This is a genomic window from Pseudomonas sp. GZD-209 (assembly GCF_049310485.1).
GTDB lineage: Bacteria > Pseudomonadota > Gammaproteobacteria > Pseudomonadales > Pseudomonadaceae > Aquipseudomonas > Aquipseudomonas sichuanensis.
In genome coordinates this window covers 66,780-88,783 of sequence record NZ_JBMOWQ010000011.1, presented here as the reverse complement: position 1 = coordinate 88,783, position 22,004 = coordinate 66,780, and the positions used below count along the sequence as shown (strand labels likewise).

Sequence of the window (22,004 nt, the reverse complement as noted above, 5' to 3'; positions counted from 1 at the left end):
CTGCCGATCCGCACCCCAAGCAGGACCTGGCGCGCTTTCGCAAGTTCGCCATCGCGCTGCACGGTATGCAGCAGCTGTACGTGGTTGTGCAGTTCGCGGTCTACGTGGCGCTGGGCAGCTACTTGATGGACGTGGCCGCGCGGGTGCCGTTCTCCGCGCTGTTGCTGGGCTGGGCGGTGATGGCGTTCGGCTTGTTCGCGTTGGGCGCGGCGCTGGAGGACCGGCCTTGGGCAGGGCGCATGGAGCTGCTGCGGCTGCTGCTGAATGCGCCGGCACTGTATCTGGCCGGCGCTTCGGGGTTAGTGCTGGTCACGCCCCTGGCCTGGGGGCTGCTCCTGGCTTACAGCTTGCTCAGCTTGTGCTTGCTGGCCTTCTGCCGCCGCGCGGCGCTCGGCGCGCTGGGTACGGAAGCGCCGGCGCAGCCAGAGCAGCAAGCCCAGGCCCAGCAGGGCGCCGAGCACCCATAGCTCGTACTTCTTGATACTGCCCAGCATGCCTTCGAGGATGGCGCCGAAGTGGTAGGCGGCAAGCCCCAGCGCGAGGGCCCAGACGGCGGCGCCAATACCATTGAGCAGCAGGTAGCGGCGTGGCGGGTAGCCGGACAGGCCGATGGCCACCGGCATCACCGTGCGCAGGCCGTAGACGAAGCGGAAACTCAGGACCCAGAGGTCGGGGTGGCGGCGGATATGCTCCAGCGCCCGGTCACCCATGGCCTGCCAGCGCGGCTTGCGGGCGAGGATCTTGCGCCCGTGGCGGCGGCCCATGAAGTACCACAGCTGATCGCCGGCATAGCTGCCGCAGAACGCCACCAGCACCACCAGCTTGATGTCCATGTATTCGCGGAACGCCAGAAAACCTGCGAGCACGAGAATGGTCTCGCCTTCGAAGAACGTGCCGAGAAACAGGGCGAAATAGCCGAAATCGTTCAGGAATTGTTGAAGCATTTTCTGACGTGCTGGCGAAATGAACGCGCAGCCTACCCCTTCGTGCTCGTTCGGGAAAGTGTCCAAATGTGTCTCGACGTGAACATTTCCTACAAGGACAATGGCTGCGGCCACAAGTCGCAGGGTTGCCCTTGGGTGTAACACAGGCGTCATAATGGCCGCTTATAACTGTCGCGCTCGCCCGCCTGCGCGGGCTCAGGAGTCTGCCGTGAGCTTTACCCCCGCCAACCGTCTGTTTCCTGCCACCCGCCTGCGTCGCAACCGCCGGGACGACTTTTCCCGTCGTCTGGTTCGCGAGAACACCCTGACCGTCGATGACCTGATCCTGCCGGTATTCGTCCTGGACGGCGAAAACCGCCGTGAAGAAGTACCCTCGATGCCGGGCGTCGAACGCCTGTCGATCGACCTGCTGCTCGAAGCCGCACAGGGCTGGGTGGAACTGGGCATTCCGGCGCTGGCGCTGTTCCCGGTAACGCCGACCGAGAAGAAATCCCTCGATGGCGCCGAAGCCTGGAACCCGGACGGTATCGCCCAGCGTGCCACCCGCGCCCTGCGCGCGCGCTTCCCGGAGCTGGGGGTGATCACCGACGTGGCGCTGGACCCGTTCACCACCCACGGCCAGGACGGCATCCTCGATGAAGAGGGTTACGTTCAGAACGACATCACCGTCGATGCCCTGGTGCGCCAGGCCCTGTCCCACGCCGACGCCGGCGCCCAGGTCGTCGCTCCGTCCGACATGATGGACGGCCGCCTCGGTGCAATCCGCGAGGCCCTGGAACTGGCCGGCCACGTCAACGTGCGCATCATGGCCTACTCGGCCAAGTACGCCAGTGCCTACTACGGCCCGTTCCGCGACGCGGTCGGCTCGGCGCTGAACCTGGGCAAGGCCAATAAAGCGTCCTACCAGATGGACCCGGCCAACAGCAACGAAGCCCTGCACGAAGTGGCCCTGGACCTGGCCGAAGGCGCCGACATGGTCATGGTCAAGCCGGGCATGCCGTACCTGGACATCGTCCAGCGGGTGAAAGCCGAGTTCAAGGTGCCGACCTTCGCCTACCAGGTCAGTGGCGAGTACGCCATGCACATGGCCGCGATCCAGAACGGCTGGCTCAGCGAAGCCGTGATCCTCGAATCCCTTACCGCCTTCAAACGTGCAGGTGCCGATGGCATCCTGACGTATTTCGCCGTGCGTGCCGCTCAAATGTTGAGAGGGCAATAACGCCCTCACAGGAACCTCAGATGAATAACGAAGTGCTCACACCTGTCGCGATCAAGGATGCCCAGGCCGTGCCCGAAGAGATGGTGCAGACCCCGCCCGACCTGCCGCCGGCAGCAGAGGCCGAGCCTGCGCCTGTGGTCGAAGCCGTGGCCCCTGCGCCGGCGCCGGCCCCGGCAATCGCCGTGCCGAGCCTGGACGACAGCAGCCTGTACATTCATCGCGAGCTTTCCCAGCTGCAGTTCAACATCCGCGTGCTGGAGCAGGCGCTGGATGAGTCGTACCCGCTGCTTGAGCGGCTGAAGTTCCTGCTGATCTTCTCCAGCAACCTGGACGAGTTCTTCGAGATCCGCGTGGCGGGCCTGAAGAAGCAGATCAACTTCGCCCGTGAGCAGGCGGGGGCCGATGGCCTGCAGCCGCACCAGGCGCTGGCGCGGATCAGCGAGTTGGTGCATTTCGAGGTGGAGCGCCAGTACGCGATCCTCAACGACGTGCTGCTGCCGGAGCTGGAAAAACACCAGATCCGCTTCATCCGCCGGCGTTACTGGACGACCAAGCTCAAGGCCTGGGTGCGCCGCTACTTCCGCGACGAGATCGCGCCGATCATCACCCCGATCGGCCTCGACCCGACCCACCCGTTCCCGCTGCTGGTGAACAAGAGCCTGAACTTCATCGTCGAGCTCGAAGGCGTCGATGCCTTCGGCCGCGACTCGGGCCTGGCGATCATCCCGGCGCCGCGCCTGCTGCCGCGGGTGATCCGTGTGCCGGAAGAGGTCGGCGGCGCTGGCGACAACTATGTGTTCCTGTCGTCGATGATCCACGCCCACGCCGATGACCTGTTCCAGGGCATGAAGGTCAAGGGCTGCTACCAGTTCCGCCTGACCCGTAACGCCGACCTGGCGCTGGACTCCGAAGAGGTCGACGACCTGGCCCGCGCCCTGCGCGGCGAGCTGTTCTCGCGCCGTTACGGCGACGCGGTACGCCTCGAGGTGGCCGACACCTGCCCGAAACACCTGTCCGACTACCTGCTCAAGCAGTTCAGCCTGAGCGAGAGCGAGCTGTACCAGGTCAACGGCCCGGTCAACCTGACCCGTCTGTTCAGCATCACCGGCCTCGACAGCCACCCGGAGCTGCAGTACACGCCGTTCACCCCGGCGATCCCCAAGCTGCTGGTGAATGCCGACAACATCTTCAGCGTGATCGGCAAGCAGGACATCCTGCTGATGCACCCGTTCGAGTCCTTCACCCCGGTGATCGACCTGCTGCGCCAGGCCGCCAAGGACCCGCACGTGCTTGCCGTGCGCCAGACCCTGTACCGTTCGGGCGCCAACTCGGAAATTGTCGACGCTCTGGTGGACGCGGCGCGTAACGGCAAGGAGGTCACTGCGGTGATCGAGCTGCGCGCACGCTTCGACGAAGAGTCCAACCTGCAGATGGCCAGCCGCTTGCAGGCCGCCGGGGCGGTGGTGATCTACGGGGTGGTGGGCTTCAAGACCCACGCCAAGATGATGCTGATCCTGCGCCGCGAGCAGGGTGAGATCGTGCGTTATGCGCACCTGGGTACCGGCAACTACCACGCCGGCAACGCTCGCCTGTACACCGACTACAGCCTGCTGACCTCCGACGACGCCCTCACCGAGGACGTCGGCAAACTGTTCAGCCAGCTGATCGGCATGGGCAAGACCCTGCGCATGAAGAAGCTGCTGCATGCGCCGTTCACCCTGAAGAAGGGCATGCTCGACATGATCGCCCGGGAGACCCAGTTCGCCCTGGACGGGAAGCCTGCGCACATCATCGCCAAGTTCAACTCGCTGACCGATGCCAAGATCATCAAGGCGCTGTACAAGGCCAGCCAGTCGGGCGTGCGCATCGACCTGGTGGTGCGTGGCATGTGCTGCCTGCGCCCGGGCATCCCGGGGGTGTCGCACAACATCCACGTGCGCTCGATCATCGGCCGCTTCCTCGAGCACACGCGGGTGTTCTACTTCCTCAATGGCGGCGAGGAGCAGATCTACCTGTCCAGTGCCGACTGGATGGAGCGCAACCTCGACAAGCGTGTGGAGACCTGCTTCCCGGTGGAAGGCAAGAAATTGCTGCTGCGGGTGAAGAAGGAACTGGAAGGCTACCTGACCGACAACACCCAGGCCTGGACCCTGCAGCCGGACGGGCGCTACGTGCGCAGCTCGCCGACCGGCAACCAGAACCCGCGCAGTGCCCAGGCGACGTTGCTGGAGCGGCTGAGCAACCCGGTGCTGAACGTACGCTAGGTGTGATGGCGAGCCGCTTCCCCTGTGGGAGCGGCTTTAGCCGCGAAGCAGGCGACGCGGTGGATGGCACCGGCTACGCCGGTGTTCGCGGCTAAAGCCGCTCCCACATGGATCGTGGCAAGCGTCGTAACTGTGGGAGCTGGCTTGCCAGCGATGAGGCCAGCACTGACAACACGAGACAGTTGCTCCCACAGGCCCCTGCAAAATCTGGCTTTCAGCGCACGCTGAGCACGAACCCAACCCGAGTCAGCCACTCCGCCTCGTTGGCGAAGTCGGCCTGGGTAAGCTGGTTCTGCTCCAGCCAGCCGTCAGGGAACACCACTTCCAGGCTGTCATCAGCGGCTTGCAGTTCCACCTTTGGCATCTGCTGGGTGCCGCGGATGTGGTGGAACAGGATGGCGAAGCGCAGCAGCACGCACAGGCGAATCAGCTTGACGCCTTCGTCGCCGAACTCGGCGAACTTGTCCTTGGGGATGTTGCGGCGGTGGCCACGCACCAGCAGGGCCATCATCTGCTGGTCCTCGCGGGAGAAGCCCGACAGGTCGGAATGCTCGATCAGGTAGGCGCCGTGCTTGTGGTAGTGATAGTGGGCGATGTCCAGCCCCACTTCGTGCACTTTCGCTGCCCAGCCCAGCAGATCGCGCCAGTTACCCTCTTCAAGGTCCCATGCCTTGGCCACCTGGTCGAAGGCGTGCAAGGCCTTGCGCTCGACGCGCGCGGCCTGGCCCTGGTCGACGTGGTAGCGCTCCATCAGCGAGTTCAGGGTGCGTTCGCGCACGTCTTCATGGTGGTGGCGGCCCAGCAGGTCGAACAGCACGCCTTCACGCAGGGCGCCGTCGCAGTGGTCCATGCGTGCCAGTTCCAGGGCGTCGAAGATGGCCTCCAGGATTGCCAGGCCGGCAGGGAAGATCGCCCGGCGGTCGGGCTTGACCCCTTCGAAGTCGATCTTGTCGGTTTCGCCGAGCTTGAACAGTTTGCGCTTGACCCAGGCCAGGCCCTCGGCGTTGACCTCGCCGTTGCCCAGGCCGCCGGCCTTGATCGCCGCGCCGATGGCCCGGATGGTACCGGACGAGCCGATGGCCTCGTCCCAGGTCAGGCGGTGCAGGGCGTTCTCGATGCTCATCAGCTCCAGGCGTGCGGCGGTGTAGGCCTGGGCATAGCGCGCCGGGGTGACCTTGCCATCGCGGAAGTAGCGCTGGGTGAAGCTGACGCAGCCCATCTGCAGGCTTTCGCGCAGCAGTGGCTCGAAGCGCTGGCCGATGATGAATTCGGTGCTGCCGCCGCCGATGTCGGCAACCAGGCGCTTGCCGGGGGTGTCGGCGAGGGTGTGGGAAACCCCCAGGTAGATCAGGCGCGCTTCTTCACGGCCGGAGATGACCTCGACCGGGTGGCCGAGAATGGCTTCGGCGCGCAGGATGAATTCATTGCGGTTACGCGCTTCGCGCAGGGCGTTGGTGCCGACGATGCGCACTGCACCGGCGGGCATGCCGTTGATCAGTTGGGCGAAGCGCTTGAGGCACTCCAGGCCCCGTTGCATGGCTTCTTCGCTGAGCTTGCGCTCTTCGTCGATGCCGGCAGCGAGCTGAACCTTCTCCCCGAGCCGCTCAAGAATGCGGATTTCCGTGTGATGGGCCTTGGCCACGACCATATGGAAGCTGTTGGAGCCCAGGTCGATGGCGGCGATCAGAGACAGGTTCTTCGCGGTGGTATGCGGCATGGTCTGGGGGTTCTCGGTCGTTAACCTGGCAATCGTGCCACGATCGTGGCCATCCGCCAACGCGCAGCACTGCAAGGCTTTGATGCATGGCAATGTGATAGCGATGTTATGACGGTGATATGACAGTTTCGATTCGTGGGGTCTTGCACAACTATAGATACAGTCAATCGTCCGTGGCTTCCTGTAGCCAGCCGGTGCCGCTATGATGGGCAACGTTTTTTATTGCTTACGACCTTGGAGATTTCCATGAGCGACAAAATCAAACACGTCACCGACGCCAGCTTCGAAGCCGATGTACTGAAGGCTGAAGGCGCGGTGCTGGTCGACTACTGGGCTGAATGGTGCGGCCCATGCAAGATGATCGCTCCGGTACTGGACGCCATCGCCGAAGACTACGCAGGCAAGCTGGTCGTCGCCAAGCTGAACATCGACGAAAACCAGGAAACCCCCGCCAAGCACGGCGTGCGCGGCATCCCGACGCTGATGCTGTTCAAGAACGGCAACGTCGAGGCTACCAAGGTCGGCGCCCTCTCCAAATCGCAGCTGCAGGCGTTCATCGACGCCAACCTGTGATGTGAAAAGCCCCGCAAATGCGGGGCTTTTTTTATCTGCCGCAGTTGCTCCGCGTGGGAACGGGCTTGCCCCGCGATGGCGCCAGCCCAGATAAAAACCTGTCGATATGTGTGGTCAAAACCACTAGACGTCGAAAAAAGCAAGTGTTACATTCGGCCTCGCACTGCTTCTTTCAGTGCCCTCTGCACGCCGTCGCCGAAGCATCCCAATTCGAATCAGTACGCGATCCTGTCGCCATCTAGCGGCGCGGCCTCATTAAGCCAAAGCTTAACTCTCTCCCTTCTTACATGATTACGTCACTCCCCTTATGAACCTGACTGAACTCAAGCAAAAGCCGATTACCGATCTTTTGGAAATGGCCGAACAGATGGGCATCGAAAACATGGCCCGTTCGCGCAAACAGGACGTGATTTTCGCCCTGTTGAAGAAGCACGCGAAAAGCGGCGAAGAGATCTCGGGTGACGGCGTGCTGGAGATTCTCCAGGATGGTTTCGGTTTCCTGCGTTCCGCCGATGCCTCTTACCTGGCCGGCCCCGACGATATCTACGTTTCGCCCAGCCAGATCCGTCGCTTCAACCTGCGCACCGGCGACACCATCGTTGGCAAGATCCGCCCACCGAAGGAAGGGGAGCGTTACTTCGCCCTGTTGAAGGTCGACACGATCAACTTCGATCGCCCGGAAAACGCGAAGAACAAGATCCTGTTCGAAAACCTGACGCCGCTGTTCCCGAACAAGCGTCTGAAGATGGAAGCCGGCAACGGCTCCACCGAAGACCTCACCGGTCGCGTCATCGACCTGTGCGCTCCAATCGGCAAAGGCCAGCGTGGCCTGATCGTCGCGCCGCCAAAAGCCGGTAAGACGATCATGCTGCAGAACATCGCGGCCAACATCACCCGCAACAACCCCGAGTGCCACCTGATCGTCCTGCTGATCGACGAGCGCCCGGAAGAAGTGACCGAGATGCAGCGCACCGTGCGCGGCGAAGTGGTCGCCTCCACCTTCGACGAGCCACCAACCCGCCACGTGCAGGTTGCCGAAATGGTCATCGAGAAGGCCAAGCGCCTGGTCGAGCACAAGAAGGATGTGGTCATCCTGCTCGACTCCATCACCCGTCTGGCCCGTGCCTACAACACCGTGATTCCGAGCTCCGGCAAGGTACTGACCGGTGGTGTCGATGCCCACGCCCTGGAGAAGCCGAAGCGCTTCTTCGGTGCCGCGCGTAACATCGAAGAGGGCGGCTCGCTGACCATCATCGCCACCGCGCTGGTCGAGACCGGCTCGAAGATGGACGAAGTGATCTACGAAGAGTTCAAGGGTACCGGCAACATGGAGCTGCCACTGGACCGCCGTATCGCCGAGAAGCGTGTGTTCCCGGCCATCAACATCAACAAGTCCGGCACCCGCCGCGAAGAGTTGCTGACCGCCGACGACGAACTGCAGCGCATGTGGATCCTGCGCAAGCTGCTGCACCCGATGGACGAAATCGCCGCCATCGAGTTCCTGGTCGACAAGCTCAAGCAGACCAAGACCAACGACGAGTTCTTCCTGTCGATGAAGCGCAAGTAAGCTTCGCGTCTGGCTGCAACTGGGGCTGCTGTGCAGCCCTTCGCGGGTAAACCCGCTCCCACAGGGTCCGTGCGATCTGTTTGGGAGCGGGTTCACCCGCGAAGGGTCGCGCAGCGGCCCCAAGTCATTTTTGGCCTTTACCCCTTCAACGGCGCTACACTCTGCCCCCCGACCGACATGCCCCCACACGAGGCCCTTGCATGCAGTATCGCGATTTGCGCGACTTCATCCGTGGCCTGGAACAGCGCGGTGAACTCAAGCGCATCCAGGTTCCCATCTCCCCTGTCCTGGAAATGACCGAAGTCTGCGACCGCACCCTGCGCGCCAAGGGCCCGGCATTGCTGTTCGAAAAACCCACCGGTTTCGACATCCCGGTACTGGGCAACCTGTTCGGCACCCCCGAGCGCGTGGCCATGGGCATGGGCGCCGAGTCGGTCAGCGAGCTGCGCGAAATCGGCAAGCTGCTGGCGTTCCTCAAGGAGCCCGAGCCGCCGAAGGGCTTGAAGGACGCCTGGTCGAAACTGCCGATCTTCAAGAAGGTCGTGTCGATGGCGCCGAAGGTGGTCAAGGACGCGGTGTGCCAGGAGGTGGTGGTCGAGGGCGATGACGTCGACCTCGGGCAACTGCCGATCCAGCACTGCTGGCCGGGCGACGTGGCGCCACTGATCACCTGGGGCCTGACCGTCACCCGCGGCCCGAACAAGGACCGGCAGAACCTGGGTATCTATCGCCAGCAGGTGATCGGCCGCAACAAGGTCATCATGCGCTGGCTGAGCCACCGCGGCGGTGCCCTCGACTACCGCGAGTGGTGCGAGAAGCACCCTGGCCAACCCTTCCCGGTGGCCGTGGCCCTGGGGGCGGACCCGGCGACTATCCTCGGTGCCGTGACCCCGGTCCCGGACACCCTGTCCGAATACGCCTTCGCCGGCCTGCTGCGCGGTAACCGCACCGAGCTGGTGAAATGCCGTGGCAGTGACCTGCAGGTGCCGGCCACCGCCGAGATCATCCTTGAAGGTGTGATCCACCCGGGCGAAATGGCCCCGGAAGGGCCGTACGGCGACCACACCGGTTACTACAACGAGGTGGACAGCTTCCCGGTGTTCACCGTCGAGCGCATCACCCATCGGCAAAAGCCGATCTACCACAGCACCTACACCGGCCGCCCGCCTGATGAGCCGGCGATCCTCGGCGTGGCGCTGAACGAAGTGTTCGTGCCGATTCTGCAGAAGCAGTTCCCCGAGATCGTCGACTTCTACCTGCCGCCCGAAGGCTGCTCGTACCGCATGGCGGTGGTGACCATGAAAAAGCAGTACCCAGGCCACGCCAAGCGCGTAATGCTGGGTGTCTGGTCGTTCCTGCGACAGTTCATGTACACCAAGTTCGTTATCGTCACCGACGACGATATCAACGCCCGCGACTGGAACGATGTGATCTGGGCCATCACCACGCGCATGGACCCCAAGCGTGATACGGTGATGATCGACAACACCCCCATCGATTACCTCGACTTCGCGTCGCCGGTATCGGGGCTGGGGTCGAAGATGGGCCTGGATGCCACGCACAAATGGCCGGGCGAGACTACACGCGAATGGGGCCGGGTCATCGTCAAGGACGAGGCCGTCACCCGCCGTATCGATGAGCTGTGGGATCAGTTGGGAATAGATTGATGCAGGTAACCTTGCAGCCGTCCGGCGCGGTGCTGGCGGTGGAACCGGGCGAAAGGATTCTGGATGCGGCGCGGCGCCTGGGCTACGACTGCCCGAACAGCTGCCGTAACGGCAACTGCCATGTCTGCGCCGCGCTGTTGGTGGAAGGGCGTATCCGCCAGGAAGGCGTCATTCGCGATCACGGTGAGCTGTTCACCTGCATCGCCGAGCCGCTGGAGGACTGTGTCTTGCTGTGGGACGGTGTGCTGGCCCTGGGCGAGCTGCCGGTGCGCAAACTGGCCTGCACCGTCAGCGAGTGCGTCGACGTCGGTGGCGATGTCTGGCGCGTGCGCCTGCGCGCACCCGCTGGCAAGCCGCCGCGTTACCACGCAGGGCAATACCTGATGATCGAGCGTGAAGGGGCGGACAAGGCCGCTTTCTCGCTGGCCTCTGCGCCCCATGGCGGGCGTGAGCTGGAGCTGCATGTGCTGGCTCGCGAAAGCAGCGCCGTGCAGTTGATCGAGCAGTTGCGACGCAATGGCCTGGCGCGCATCGAGCTGCCCTTCGGTGATGCGCATCTGGCCGAACTGCCCGATGGCCCGTTGGTGCTGATTGCCGCCGGTACCGGCATGGGCCAGATGCACAGCCTGGTCGAGCACTGCCGCGCCCAGGGCTTCAAGCACCCGGTGCACCTGTACTGGGGCGTGCGGCGGCCCGAGGACTTCTACCAGATCGAGCACTGGGCCGAGTGGGAGCGCCTGCCCAACCTGTTCCTGCACAAGGTGGTCAGCGACCTGTGCGGTTGGGAAGGGCGTTGCGGCCTGTTGCACGAAGCGGTCTGCGAAGACATCGGCGATCTCAACCAGGTGCATGTGTACGCCAGTGGCTCACCGAACATGGTCTACGCCACCCTCGATGCCCTGGTAGAAGCCGGCATGGACCCGCATCGCATGCGCGCCGACGTGTTCGCCTACGCGCCGCGCGGTTGAAAGAGCACGGCACGCCGCAAGGGCGTGCCATGTTTAATAACCAACCTATTTAAAGTCGGATATATAGCGGTAACTCTTGCCGTTGCAGAAAATAACTTTCGCTATACTCGCAATATCTGTTTCCGTTCGGCGGAAGATAGAATGAAACTTCGCATTCAGGCTTGAGTGCCTGGTACGTTTTGTCTTAGCTTGTCATCAGGCCTGAGCGCAAAGCCCTCGTGGGAGCGGGCTTGCCCCGCGAAGGCATGGGTACAGGCAGCGCACACCGCTTTTCGGTAGTTCACAGGGAATAATGGCGGCAGCTCATGTCGACACTTGAAAGTTTGTCCTGGCAAATCTCATATCCCCCGTCACTCGATTTCGGGCAGCAATTGACCCGCGAACAACTGCAGCACTCGATGCAGCAAACAATGGCCCAGCACACGGGTGGCCCGGTGTGGCTGTTCGCCTATGGCTCGTTAATCTGGCGCCCTGAGTGCAATTCGGTCGAGCGCCAGCGGGCGCGGGTGCATGGTTATCACCGTGGCCTTTACCTCTGGTCTCACGAACATCGCGGCACCCCGGAATGCCCTGGGCTGGTGTTCGGCCTTGATCGTGGCGGTTCGTGCAGCGGTTTCGCCTACCGCCTGGACGAGAGCAACCTGGACGATTCGCTGATGGCCCTGTGGCAACGCGAGATGCCTTATCCGGCCTATCGCCCGCACTGGCTCAGTTGCCGCCTGGGTGACGGCAGCAAGGTGCAGGCCCTGGGTTTTGTGCTGGAAAGGCACCTGCCGTGCTACGCGGGTAACCTGCCAGACACCCTGTTCAGCCAGATCCTCGCCAGCGCCACCGGGCGCTATGGCACCACGCGCGAATATGTGGAGCAGACGCTCAATGCCCTGCGCAGCCACCAGATGCCGGATCGCAACCTGGAGGCGCGGTTCAGGCGCTGCCATAACCTGCGTGAGGTCTGATCGCGGGGCAAGCCCGCTCCCACGCCAAGGGCCGAGATCGAGCTGCCCCGCGATGAGGTCTATCGGGCCACCATCACCAACTTGCCCACCGCCTGGCGCTGCGCCAGCCGCTCGATCGCCGCCCCCCCTTCAGCCAATGCATAGGTCTGCGATACCAACGGCTTCAGCTTACCCTCGGCATGCCAGGCAAACAGCTGGCGGAAGTTGGCCGCGTTGTCCTCCGGCTGGCGCTGGGCGAACGCTCCCCAGAACACCCCGATCACTGCCGCGCCCTTGAGCAGCGCCAGGTTCACCGGCAGCTGCGGGATCGTGCCGCTGGCAAAGCCCACCACCAGCAGCCGCCCGTTCCATGCCAAGCCGCGCACGGCCTGGTCGAACAGCGCGCCGCCCACCGGGTCGTAGACCACGTCCACCCCCTGGCCGCCGGTCAGGCGCTTGATCTCGTCCTTCAGGCTGGCCTGGCTGTAGTCGATCAGTTCATCGGCCCCGGCTGCCTTGGCCACCGCCAGCTTGTCGGCGCTGCTGGCGGCAGCGATCACCCGAGCACCCAGGGCCTTGCCGATTTCCACCGCCGCCAGGCCCACGCCCCCGGAGGCGCCCAGCACCAACAGGGTCTCGCCGGCCTTGAGCTGGCCGCGCTGGGTCAGCGCGTGCATCGAGGTGCCGTAGGTCATGCCGAAGGCGGCGGCGGTGGTGAAGTCCATGCTCGCGGGGATCGGCAACACGTTGTAGAACGGCACCGCCACCTGCTCGGCGAAGGCACCCCAGCCGGTCAGGGCCATGACCCGGTCACCGACCTTGAACGCGCCGGCCTTCTCGCCGACCGCTGCGACCACGCCGGCCGCCTCACCACCGGGCGAGAACGGCAGGGGCGGCTGGAACTGGTACTTGCCTTCGATGATCAGGGTGTCGGGAAAGTTGACCCCGGCGGCATGCACCTCGAGCAGGATCTCGTTCTTCTTCGGCGCGGGGCTGGCGACCTCTTCCAGAACAAGGTCCCGCGCCGGGCCCAGGGCTTTGCACAACAAGGCTTTCATCAGGGCTATTCCTTTGCGTGTGGTGGCCGATAAGTGTAGGAGGGCCGTTTGGCGGGTCAACGAGCATGGCCCGCCCTGATGTGCCGGCATAAGCCCGGGCTTGGGTTTGCCCGGCGCGCTGGGTAAGCTGGCGCCAACTGTATTGAGGAGCGTAATTGGTGAAAGCGTGGATCTTGATGGTGCTGGCCCTGATGCTGCCAGCCGCGGCGATGGCCGAGGAGGCCAAGGAAGGGGCGCCCAAGGTGAGCTATATCAGCCTCAGCCCGCCCTTCGTCGGCAACTATGCCCTCGACGGCAGCCCCAAGCTGCGTGTGTTCAAGGCCGACGTTGCCCTGCGCGTGACCGGCGATGCCGCCGCCGCGGCGGTCAAGCACCACGAGCCGCTGATCCGCAACCAGCTGGTGGCGCTGTTCACCCAGCAGGGTGTGGACAACATGAGCAACGTCGAAGCCAAGGAAAAACTGCGCCAGGACGCGCTCAAGCAAGTGCAGCAGGTGATGGAAGCCGAAGAGGGCAAGCCGATCGTCGAGGACCTGCTGTTCAACAACCTGATCGTGCAGTGATCAACGGCCCAGGGCGATGATCGCCGCCCACTGGGCCGCGGTCACCGGCATCACCGACAGGCGGCTGCCCTTCTGCACCAGCGGCAGTTCTTCGAGGGCGGCCTGCTGTTTGAGCAGGCCCAGGCCGAGTACCTGGCGGAAGGTCTGCACATGCTCTACGTCCACGGCGCTCCAGGGGTTCTTGTCGGCGCTGGCCTTGGGGTCGTGATAGTGGCTGGCAGGGTCCAGCGCGGTCGGGTCCGGGTAGGCGGCGGCGCTGATCCGGGCAATACCGGCCACGCCGGGTTGCGGGCAGCTGGAGTGATAGAAGAAAAACTCGTCACCGACGCTCATGGCCCGCAGAAAGTTGCGCGCCTGGTAGTTGCGTACCCCATCCCAGCGGGCGCTGCCGAGCCTTGCCAAGCCTTCGATGGAGAGCTCGTCGGGCTCGGATTTCATCAGCCAATAGGCCATGGATACTGCTCCTGAAAGGGTTTGAAATAACTCGTTGCATCAAACCGACAGCCGGTTGGCGTCAACGTTTGCGTGTGGGCTCACGTTGGCGGAAAATGCGCCGATTTTAAAGACAGACGCTCCGGCCGCCACCCATAAAGGCGCCGAGCACGCACAGTTTGCCTAGGGGGGCATTCGATGAAACAACGTAAACCGGACCTGCTCTGGATCCTCGCCTTCATTTTCGGCCTGGGCGTGGTGACTACCGGTTATGCGCAAGGTCTGTGGGAACGCAAGCTGGACGCCGCCAGCCAGCAGATGCCGGTCGACCCGGCGCAACAGCAGCGCTGATCCACATTTTCGAGCCTGATCACCTCGGCGCCAGGTACCTGTCACGGTCCGAGACCGTCCCCCGCAGCGGTACATCCCAGCTGGCCTGAGTGAGGCGTTCGACCTTCTGGCATTCGTGCGCCAGCCCCAGCAGCAGCGGTTTTTTCCAAGCCTTGCGCCGCCCCAGATAGGCCAGGCTGCGGTCATAGAAACCACCACCCATACCCAATCGCCCCCCCATTTCATCGAAACCGACCAGCGGCAGCAGGATCAGGTCCAGCGCCCAGACGGGTCGTTGGCGCTTGCGCTCGATCATCGGCTCCGAGATCCGGAAGCGATTAGGCCTTAGTTTCTCGCCCTGCTCGAAGCGCTGAAACACCATGCGCGTGCGTGGCCAGGCGTGCAGCACCGGCAGGTAGACGCGCTTGCCGCGCTTGTGCGCCTCGCGCAACAGCAGGCGCGGGTCGATCTCGCCGTCGTTGGGCAGGTACAGGGCAATGTGGCGGGCGCGGCGGAACAACGGATCCTGCGCCAGCTGGCGGTACAGGCCAAGGGCGGCCTGGCTTTGCTGGGCGGGTGTGAGGGCGCGGCGCGCATTGCGCAGCAGGCGGCGAAGCTGGGGGCGGGTGAGCGGCGCGGTGTCGGTCATGGCACGGGCGATCCCTGAAGAAACGAAAAGCCCGCCGTTGGAGGCGGGCAGTTCTGAATGCAGGCTCCCCGACAAGACCGCTATCGGTGTAGCCCTTGAACCCGAAAGTTCAAGGTGGAGATTGCAGGGGGCGTTAAGGCTTTCCGTCGGGCGGACATGCACACCGGCCCCAGCGTGCAACCCCCGTGGTTGTGCGTATCGGCTCAGGGACATAACCGACTGGCGCATCCCCCAGGGAGTGGCGCCAGTATACCAATCTCAATCGTTTTTGCTAACCGGATCGTCGGACAGCGCCTGATCGACCCGTTCCAGCAGGTCGCGCACCTGCTCACGGGTGGTGCCGCCACTGCTGGCCGCTTCCGGTCGGTCCTGGCGGTGCAGCAGCTCGTGGGTGATGTTCAGGGCAGCCATGACCGCGATGCGGTCGGCGCCGATCACTTTGCCGCTGCTGCGGATCTCGCGCATCTTGCCGTCGAGGTAACGGGCGGCGCCGACCAGGTTGTTGCGCTCCTCGGGCGGGCAGATGATCGAGTATTCCTTGTCGAGGATCTGGACGGTGACGCTATTGCTTGAACTCATGAGTCTTGCTCCAGGGCCTTGAGGCGCAGGATCATCGATTCGATCTTGCGCTTGGCGATCTCGTTCTTTTCGATGAGGTGGGCGCGCTCCTCGCGCCAGGTTTTTTCCTGCGCTACTAAGAGTGCGTTTTGCCGTTTTAGTTGCTCGACCCGCTCGATCAGCGACTCGAACCGGCTCATCAGCGCTTGCAGGTCGTTCTCTTGCATGGGTTGCACTCGATTCGCTCCATCGTCGACTCACCTTGCGATCATGCCCGCACAGTCGCCACGCGGCCAGTGCTGATGGTCTTGGCGCGCCTGCCGGTGCTAGGATACAAGGCCTTCATTCTAGTCATTGCGCCGTCTGGCGCCTAGCTGCCCATGCCCAATACCCAATCGCCCTACATCGCCTTCGCCATGCTGCTGTCCAGCAATGGCCACCCTGTCACCCCGGCCGAGCTGCATGGCCTGCTGATCGGCCGCAGCTGCGCCGGTGCCGGCTTCGATGCCGATGCCTGGCTGGCCGACGCCGCCCAACTGCTGGAAACCGAACCCGGCGACACGGTTCGCAATGCCCTGATCGGCCTGCAGGAGATGGTCAAGGCCGAGCTGACCGGCGAAGACGTCGCCATCGTGCTGCTGCTGCCTTCCGACGATGCCGCACTGAGCGACCGCGCCACCGCGTTGGGCCAGTGGTGCCAGGGCTTCATCGCCGGTTTCGGTTTGAACGCCGGCGGCAAGGACCTGTCCACCGATGCCAAGGAAGTGCTCCAGGACCTGGTAGCCATCTCGCAAGTCCAGGAAGCGCTGGAAGAGTCCGAGGACGGCGAGAGCGACTACATGGAAGTCATGGAGTACCTGCGTGTCGCGCCGCTGCTGCTGTACACCGAGCTGGCCGCACCGGCCGCGCCCGCGCCCAAGCCATCGCTGCACTGATCGATTCGGGGTCGTTTGCCCATGAGCCACATACCCAAGGCGGAGTACGCCCGTCGGCGCAAGGCGCTGATGGCGCAGATGGTCCCCAACAGCATCGCCATCCTGCCCGCCGCCGCCGTTGCCATCCGCAACCGCGACGTCGAGCACGTCTATCGCCAGGACAGCGACTTCCAGTACCTCAGCGGCTTCCCCGAGCCCGAGGCGGTGATTGCCCTGATTCCCGGCCGCGAGCATGGCGAGTACGTGCTGTTCTGCCGTGAACGCAACCCTGAGCGCGAGCTGTGGGATGGCTTGCGCGCCGGCCAGGACGGCGCGATGCGCGACTTCGGTGCCGACGATGCCTTCCCCATCACCGATATCGACGAGATCCTGCCTGGCCTGATCGAAGGCCGCGAGCGGGTCTACAGCGCCATGGGCAGCAACCCCGAGTTCGACCGCCGGCTGATGGACTGGATCAACGTGATCCGCTCCAAGGCCCGCCTGGGCGCGCAGCCACCGAACGAATTCGTTGCCCTGGATCATCTGCTGCACGACATGCGCCTGTATAAATCGGCGGCGGAAGTGAAAGTCATGCGCGAGGCCGCGGCGATCTCGGCGCGGGCCCATGTACGGGCCATGCAGGCCTGCCGCGCCGGGCTGCACGAATACAGCCTGGAAGCCGAGCTGGACTACGAGTTCCGCAAAGGTGGGGCGAAGATGCCGGCCTACGGCTCGATCGTCGCGGCCGGGCGCAACAGCTGCATCCTGCATTACCAGCAGAACGACGCGCCGCTCAAGGACGGTGACCTGGTGCTGATCGACGCCGGTTGCGAGATCGACTGCTACGCCAGCGACATCACCCGCACCTTCCCGGTCAGCGGGCGTTTTTCGCCGGAGCAGAAGGCGATCTACGAACTGGTGCTCGCGGCCCAGGCCGCGGCCTTCGCGGTGATCGCCCCCGGCAAGCACTGGAACCATGCCCACGAGGCCACCGTGCGGGTGATCACCGAGGGCCTGGTGGAGCTGGGCCTGCTCAAGGGCGAGGTACAGGCCCTGATCGACAGCGAGGCCTACCGCGCCTTCTACATGCACCGTGCCGGGCACTGGCTGGGCATGGATGTGCACGACGTGGGCGAATACAAGGTCGGTGGCCAGTGGCGCGTGCTCGAACCGGGCATGGCCCTGACCGTCGAGCCGGGCATCTACATTGCCGCCGACAACCAGAACGTCGCGAAGAAATGGCGCGGCATCGGCGTAAGGATCGAAGACGACGTGGTAGTCACCAGGCAAGGTTGTGAAATCCTCACCTCGGGCGTACCGAGAACCATCGCCGAGATCGAAGCGCTGATGCTCGATGCCCGCAAGGCTGTGGCATGAGCCGGGTCAACCTGGCGATCATCGGTGGCGGGCTGGTTGGCGCCAGCCTTGCACTCACGCTCCAGGCCGGGGCCAAGGCCCGCGGCTGGAAAATCCTGCTGATCGAGCCGTTCGCCCCGGGCGACAGCTTCCAACCCAGCTACGACGCGCGCTCCTCGGCGCTGTCCTACGGCACCCGGCAGATCTACGAGCAGTTGGGCTTGTGGCAGGCCATCAGCCGCCGCGCCGAGCCGATCAGCCAGATCCAGGTGTCCGACCGTGGCCGCTTTGGCGCCACCCGCCTGGATGCGCTCGAAGAGGGCGTGCCAGCGCTGGGTTACGTGGTCGAGAACGCCTGGCTCGGCCAGTGCCTGTGGCAAGCCATCGACAATGAGGTGGTGAGCTGGCGCTGCCCGGCCGAGGTCAAGGCGATGCAGGCCGTCGCCGGCGGCTACCGCCTGCAACTGGACGACGACACTTCGCTGGAGTGCGACTTGGCAGTGCTGGCCGACGGCGGCCGCTCTGGCTTGCGTGAACAGTTGGGCATCCACGTGCGCAGCACGCCCTATGATCAGAGCGCGCTGATCGCCAACATCACCCCGGGCGAGGCCCACCGCGGCCAGGCGTTCGAGCGCTTTACCGAGCAAGGCCCGATGGCGTTGCTGCCGTTGCCGGAAAACCGCTGTGCGCTGGTCTGGACCCGCCAGGGCATGGATGCCCGACGCCTGGCCGAGCTTGACGAGCGCAGCTTCCTGCGTGAACTGCAGGACGCCTTCGGCTACCGTCTCGGCGCCTTGCGTCAGGTGGGCGCAAGGCACCTGTACCCGCTGGCGCTGGTCGAGGCCCAGGAGCAGGTGCGTCCGCACCTGGTGGTGCTCGGCAACGCCGCCCACAGCCTGCACCCGATTGCCGGCCAGGGCTTCAACCTGTCGCTGCGTGACGTGCAGTCGCTGGCCGACGCGCTGCTGGCCGGCCCGCAACAACCCGGCGACCTGGCCACCTTGCAGGCCTACCAGCAGCGCCAGCGGCTCGACCAGGCGCTGACCATCGGCTTCTCCGACCAGGTCACCCGCGTGTTCGGCAGCAACCAGCCACTGATCACCACCGGGCGCAACCTCGGCCTGCTGGGCCTCGACCTGTTGCCACCGGCAAAAAGCTGGTTCGCCCGCCAGGCCATGGGCCTCGGCACCCGCCCTGACCCGCGGGGCCGCCCATGAGCGATCCCCGCAAGCTCGCGCGCAAGGCCCGCCTGCTGCGCTGGCTGCTCAACTGCTACCCGCCCTACCTGGGCGCCGGCATCCGTGTCCAGGCCATCAGCCCGGACATGCGCAGCGTCAAGGTGCGCATGAAACTGACGCGGTGGAACCGCAACTACGTCGGTACCCAGTTCGGCGGCAGCCTGTACTCGATGGTCGACCCGTTCTACATGCTGCTGCTGATCGAGCAGCTGGGGCGTGAATACATCGTCTGGGACAAGGCCGCCAGCATCGATTTCATCTCGCCGGGCAAGGGCCCGGTGTACGCCGAATTCCACGTCGACGACGCGCTGCTGGACGAGATTCGCCAGCAGACCGCCAGCGGCAAGAAATACCTGCCCAGGTTGCAGGTGGAGATCCGCGATGGCGCCGGCGAGCTGGTGGCGCGGGTCGACAAAACCCTATATGTGCGGCTCAAGCCGCAAGCGAGGCAGGCGTAAGGCATGGAAATGCGCGCAGATCTGTTGATTGTCGGTGCCGGTATGGTCGGCAGCGCCCTGGCCCTGGCCCTGCGCCACAGTGGCCTGGAAATCCTCCTGCTCGATGGCGGCCCGCTGTCGGTCAAGCCTTTCGATGCCGAGGCGCCGTTCGAGCCGCGGGTCAGTGCGCTGTCGGCGGCCAGCCAGCGCATCCTTGAGCGCCTTGGCGCCTGGGACGGCATCGCCCGGCGGCGGGTCTCGCCGTACTCGGACATGCATGTCTGGGATGGCAGTGGCACCGGGCAGATCCACTTCTCGGCGGCCAGCGTGCATGCTCAGGTGCTCGGCCACATTGTCGAGAACCGGGTCATCCAGGATGGCCTGCTGGAGCGCCTGCACGACAGCGACGTCGGCCTGCTGGCCAACGCTCGCCTGGAACAGCTGCGCCGCTCCGGTGACGAGTGGCTGCTGACCCTCGCCGATGGCCGCACACTGCGAGCGCCGCTGGTGATCGCCGCCGACGGCGCCAATTCGGCGGTGCGCCGCCTGGCCGGTTGCGAAACCCGTGAGTGGGATTACCTGCACCACGCCATCGTCACCAGCGTGCGTTGCAGCGAAGCGCACCGCACCACGGCCTGGCAGCGTTTCACCGACGAAGGCCCGCTGGCCTTCCTGCCGCTCGATCGTGATGGCAAGCAGGACTGGTGCTCGATCGTCTGGTCGACCACTCCGGAGCAGGCCGAGCAGGCCATGGCGATGGACGACGCGGCGTTCTGCACTGCGCTGGAGCGGGCTTTCGAGGGGCGTCTGGGCGCGGTGCTGGAAGCGGACCCGCGGGTGTGTGTACCGCTGCGCCAGCGCCATGCCAAGCGTTATGTGGAGGAGGGCCTGGCGTTGATTGGCGATGCCGCCCACACCATTCACCCGCTGGCGGGGCAGGGGGTCAACCTGGGCTTCCTCGATGCCGCGGTGCTGGCCGAGGAGCTGGTGCGCGCCACCGAGCGTGGCGAGCGTCTGGCTGATGTGAAGGTATTGAGCCGCTACGAGCGCCGGCGCATGCCGCACAACCTGGCGCTGATGGCGGCGATGGAGGGCTTCGAGCGATTGTTCCAGGCCAACCCGCTGCCGTTGCGCTGGTTGCGTAACAGCGGCTTGAAGCTGGTGGAGCAGATGCCTGAGGCCAAGGCGATGTTCGTGCGTCAGGCGCTGGGGTTGTCTGGGGACCTGCCGGAGCTGGCCAGGGCCTGAGGTTCAATCGCGGGGGGAAACCCAATCCCCACCAAACCCCGTGGGGGAGGGGCGTCCCCCTAACTTTTCAAGCCAAGGGAAAATCCTCCCCCCCCCCCATTTTTGGGGGGGTGTTTTCCCCCCGCGATTGTTTGCAACATCTGGTAACTGCTCGGCAGGTGAGCCAGAAAATGGGATTCACTACCATTCGCACCTCTCATATCAGCGAGGAGTGCCCCCCATGTTGCCCCGCAAACCCCTACTGGCCGCCCTGGCCCTCACGCTGTTCGGCGGCACCGCCCAGGCGGCGGACGAAGTGGTGGTGTACTCCTCGCGCATCGACGAGCTGATCAAGCCGGTATTCGACGCCTACACCGCCAAGACCGGCGTCAAGGTCAAGTTCATCACCGACAAGGAAGCGCCGCTGATGCAGCGCATCAAGGCCGAGGGCCAGAACGGCGTGGCCGACCTGCTGCTCACCGTCGATGCCGGCAACCTCTGGCAAGCCGAGCAGATGGGCATCCTGCAGCCGATCAAGTCGGACATCATCGACAAGAACATCCCCGCGCAATACCGCGCCTCGTCCCACGACTGGACTGGCCTGAGCTTGCGTGCGCGGACCATCGTCTACTCCACCGAGCGCGTGAAACCGTCCGAGCTGAGCACCTACGAAGCCCTGGCCGACAAGCAGTGGGAAGGCCGCCTGTGCCTGCGTACGGCGAAGAAGGTCTACAACCAGTCGCTGACCGCCACGCTGATCCAGAACCACGGCGAGGCTGAGACTGAAAAGCTGGTCAAAGGCTGGGTCAACAACCTGTCCACCGACGTGTTCTCCGACGACACCGCACTGCTCAATGCCATCGCCGCCGGCCAGTGCGACGTGGGCATCGTCAACACCTACTACTACGGCCGCCTGCACAAAGAGAAGCCTGACCTGCCAGTGAAGCTGTTCTGGCCCAACCAGGGCGACCGTGGCGTGCACGTCAACCTGTCGGGTATCGGCCTGACCAAGCATGCACCGCACCCGGAAGCGGCGAAGAAGCTGGTGGAGTGGATGACCGGCGAAGAAGCGCAGAAACTGTTCGCCGACATCAACCAGGAGTTCCCGGCCAACCCGAAGGTGAAGCCTTCGGAAGAAGTGGCGGCCTGGGGCAGCTTCAAGGCTGACAGCATTCCGGTGGAAGTGGCCGGCAAGCGCCAGGCCGAGGCTATTCGCTTGATGGATCGGGCTGGCTGGAACTGAGTCCAACGCCTTATTCTTGAGCATTCATCGCGGGGCAAGCCCGCTCCCACGTGACCCGTGGGAGCGGGATTGTCCCGCGATGCTTCTTGCGTCACTCGCATCGTACTTCCGTCCCCCTTTTCGCATTTCCCCCCCCCCCCCCCCC

The 22,004-nt window shown here is 64.4% G+C and carries 22 protein-coding genes and 1 other RNA gene; 15 read left to right on the top strand and 8 right to left on the bottom strand.

Features of this window, described 5'->3' with window-relative positions; all coding sequences use genetic code 11:
- Positions 1-299 precede the first annotated feature (299 nt).
- Complete coding sequence (locus tag ACO6VM_RS02115; protein ID WP_401057483.1) at positions 300-944, bottom strand: DedA family protein; 645 nt, start codon at positions 942-944, stop codon at positions 300-302.
- A 208-nt stretch (positions 945-1,152) separates the two neighbouring features.
- Between ACO6VM_RS02115 and hemB the strand changes: the two genes are divergently transcribed.
- Positions 1,153-2,163 (top strand): porphobilinogen synthase, encoded by a 1,011-nt coding sequence (hemB, locus tag ACO6VM_RS02110; RefSeq protein ID WP_110995709.1) that lies wholly within the window; start codon positions 1,153-1,155, stop codon positions 2,161-2,163.
- Positions 2,164-2,183: 20 nt separating this feature from the next.
- Complete coding sequence (gene ppk1 / locus ACO6VM_RS02105) at positions 2,184-4,427, top strand: polyphosphate kinase 1 (RefSeq protein WP_401057484.1); 2,244 nt, start codon at positions 2,184-2,186, stop codon at positions 4,425-4,427.
- Positions 4,428-4,641: 214 nt separating this feature from the next.
- Here ppk1 and ppx read toward each other — a convergent pair whose 3' ends face one another.
- Positions 4,642-6,144 carry an exopolyphosphatase gene (gene ppx, locus ACO6VM_RS02100; RefSeq protein ID WP_390966411.1) on the bottom strand — a complete coding sequence of 501 codons (1,503 nt, stop codon included), beginning with the start codon at positions 6,142-6,144 and terminating at the stop codon, positions 4,642-4,644.
- A 246-nt stretch (positions 6,145-6,390) separates the two neighbouring features.
- Between ppx and trxA the strand changes: the two genes are divergently transcribed.
- The 5 genes from trxA (at position 6,391) to ACO6VM_RS02075 (ending at position 11,875) form a co-directional block, all read left to right on the top strand.
- A complete protein-coding gene (gene trxA / locus ACO6VM_RS02095) occupies positions 6,391-6,717 on the top strand; it encodes a thioredoxin TrxA (protein WP_011536309.1) in 327 nt (108 codons plus the stop codon).
- 307 nt (positions 6,718-7,024) lie between these two features.
- Positions 7,025-8,284, top strand: a complete 1,260-nt coding sequence (gene rho / locus ACO6VM_RS02090) for a transcription termination factor Rho (protein ID WP_011536308.1) — start codon at positions 7,025-7,027, stop codon at positions 8,282-8,284.
- Positions 8,285-8,484: 200 nt separating this feature from the next.
- On the top strand, positions 8,485-9,951 hold the full coding sequence (gene ubiD, locus ACO6VM_RS02085; protein WP_110995705.1) for a 4-hydroxy-3-polyprenylbenzoate decarboxylase: 1,467 nt from the start codon (positions 8,485-8,487) through the stop codon (positions 9,949-9,951).
- Positions 9,951-10,919 carry a CDP-6-deoxy-delta-3,4-glucoseen reductase gene (locus tag ACO6VM_RS02080; protein WP_125462166.1) on the top strand — a complete coding sequence of 323 codons (969 nt, stop codon included), beginning with the start codon at positions 9,951-9,953 and terminating at the stop codon, positions 10,917-10,919. The genes ubiD and ACO6VM_RS02080 overlap by 1 nt, the downstream gene beginning before the upstream one ends.
- A 305-nt stretch (positions 10,920-11,224) precedes the next feature.
- Entirely contained in the window at positions 11,225-11,875 is a 651-nt protein-coding gene (locus ACO6VM_RS02075; protein ID WP_125462167.1) for a gamma-glutamylcyclotransferase, read from the top strand.
- 59 nt (positions 11,876-11,934) lie between these two features.
- Here ACO6VM_RS02075 and ACO6VM_RS02070 read toward each other — a convergent pair whose 3' ends face one another.
- Positions 11,935-12,912: an NADPH:quinone oxidoreductase family protein gene (locus ACO6VM_RS02070; protein WP_401057485.1), complete on the bottom strand. Its 978-nt coding sequence runs from the start codon at positions 12,910-12,912 to the stop codon at positions 11,935-11,937.
- A gap of 158 nt (positions 12,913-13,070) precedes the next feature.
- On the opposite strand from ACO6VM_RS02070, the gene ACO6VM_RS02065 reads away from it, so the two are divergent.
- A complete protein-coding gene (locus tag ACO6VM_RS02065; protein ID WP_125462169.1) occupies positions 13,071-13,475 on the top strand; it encodes a flagellar basal body-associated protein FliL in 405 nt (134 codons plus the stop codon).
- Here the strand turns inward: ACO6VM_RS02065 and ACO6VM_RS02060 are convergent, their stop codons facing one another.
- Positions 13,476-13,928 (bottom strand): EVE domain-containing protein, encoded by a 453-nt coding sequence (locus tag ACO6VM_RS02060; protein WP_401057486.1) that lies wholly within the window; start codon positions 13,926-13,928, stop codon positions 13,476-13,478.
- Between the two features lie 177 nt (positions 13,929-14,105).
- Here ACO6VM_RS02060 and ACO6VM_RS02055 point away from each other — a divergent pair, with 177 nt between their 5' ends.
- A complete protein-coding gene (locus ACO6VM_RS02055) occupies positions 14,106-14,258 on the top strand; it encodes a hypothetical protein (RefSeq protein ID WP_167409789.1) in 153 nt (50 codons plus the stop codon).
- Between the two features lie 19 nt (positions 14,259-14,277).
- Here ACO6VM_RS02055 and ACO6VM_RS02050 read toward each other — a convergent pair whose 3' ends face one another.
- The 4 genes from ACO6VM_RS02050 to ACO6VM_RS02035 all read right to left on the bottom strand — a co-directional run bounded on the left by ACO6VM_RS02050 (position 14,278) and on the right by ACO6VM_RS02035 (position 15,671).
- The gene (locus ACO6VM_RS02050; RefSeq protein WP_401057487.1) at positions 14,278-14,886 is read right to left on the bottom strand and encodes a 5-formyltetrahydrofolate cyclo-ligase; all 609 of its coding nucleotides are present in this window, start codon (positions 14,884-14,886) and stop codon (positions 14,278-14,280) included.
- 61 nt (positions 14,887-14,947) lie between these two features.
- Positions 14,948-15,127, bottom strand: a non-coding RNA gene (gene ssrS, locus ACO6VM_RS02045) — 6S RNA.
- Positions 15,128-15,144: 17 nt separating this feature from the next.
- Positions 15,145-15,465: a cell division protein ZapA gene (locus ACO6VM_RS02040; protein ID WP_347149021.1), complete on the bottom strand. Its 321-nt coding sequence runs from the start codon at positions 15,463-15,465 to the stop codon at positions 15,145-15,147.
- A complete protein-coding gene (locus ACO6VM_RS02035; protein WP_110992146.1) occupies positions 15,462-15,671 on the bottom strand; it encodes a TIGR02449 family protein in 210 nt (69 codons plus the stop codon). The genes ACO6VM_RS02040 and ACO6VM_RS02035 overlap by 4 nt, the downstream gene beginning before the upstream one ends.
- Positions 15,672-15,824: 153 nt before the next feature.
- Here ACO6VM_RS02035 and ACO6VM_RS02030 point away from each other — a divergent pair, with 153 nt between their 5' ends.
- The 6 genes from ACO6VM_RS02030 (at position 15,825) to ACO6VM_RS02005 (ending at position 21,859) form a co-directional block, all read left to right on the top strand.
- Positions 15,825-16,379: a YecA family protein gene (locus tag ACO6VM_RS02030; RefSeq protein WP_401057488.1), complete on the top strand. Its 555-nt coding sequence runs from the start codon at positions 15,825-15,827 to the stop codon at positions 16,377-16,379.
- A 21-nt stretch (positions 16,380-16,400) separates the two neighbouring features.
- Entirely contained in the window at positions 16,401-17,735 is a 1,335-nt protein-coding gene (gene pepP / locus ACO6VM_RS02025; protein WP_125462174.1) for a Xaa-Pro aminopeptidase, read from the top strand.
- Positions 17,732-18,931, top strand: coding sequence for a 2-octaprenyl-6-methoxyphenyl hydroxylase (gene ubiH / locus ACO6VM_RS02020; RefSeq protein ID WP_401057489.1), 1,200 nt, complete (start codon positions 17,732-17,734; stop codon positions 18,929-18,931). The genes pepP and ubiH overlap by 4 nt, the downstream gene beginning before the upstream one ends.
- Positions 18,928-19,410: a DUF4442 domain-containing protein gene (locus ACO6VM_RS02015; protein WP_110992150.1), complete on the top strand. Its 483-nt coding sequence runs from the start codon at positions 18,928-18,930 to the stop codon at positions 19,408-19,410. The genes ubiH and ACO6VM_RS02015 overlap by 4 nt, the downstream gene beginning before the upstream one ends.
- A 9-nt stretch (positions 19,411-19,419) precedes the next feature.
- Positions 19,420-20,637, top strand: a complete 1,218-nt coding sequence (locus ACO6VM_RS02010; protein ID WP_422402706.1) for a 2-octaprenyl-3-methyl-6-methoxy-1,4-benzoquinol hydroxylase — start codon at positions 19,420-19,422, stop codon at positions 20,635-20,637.
- A gap of 220 nt (positions 20,638-20,857) precedes the next feature.
- Complete coding sequence (locus ACO6VM_RS02005) at positions 20,858-21,859, top strand: extracellular solute-binding protein (protein WP_125462178.1); 1,002 nt, start codon at positions 20,858-20,860, stop codon at positions 21,857-21,859.
- The last annotated feature ends 145 nt before the right edge of the window (positions 21,860-22,004 follow it).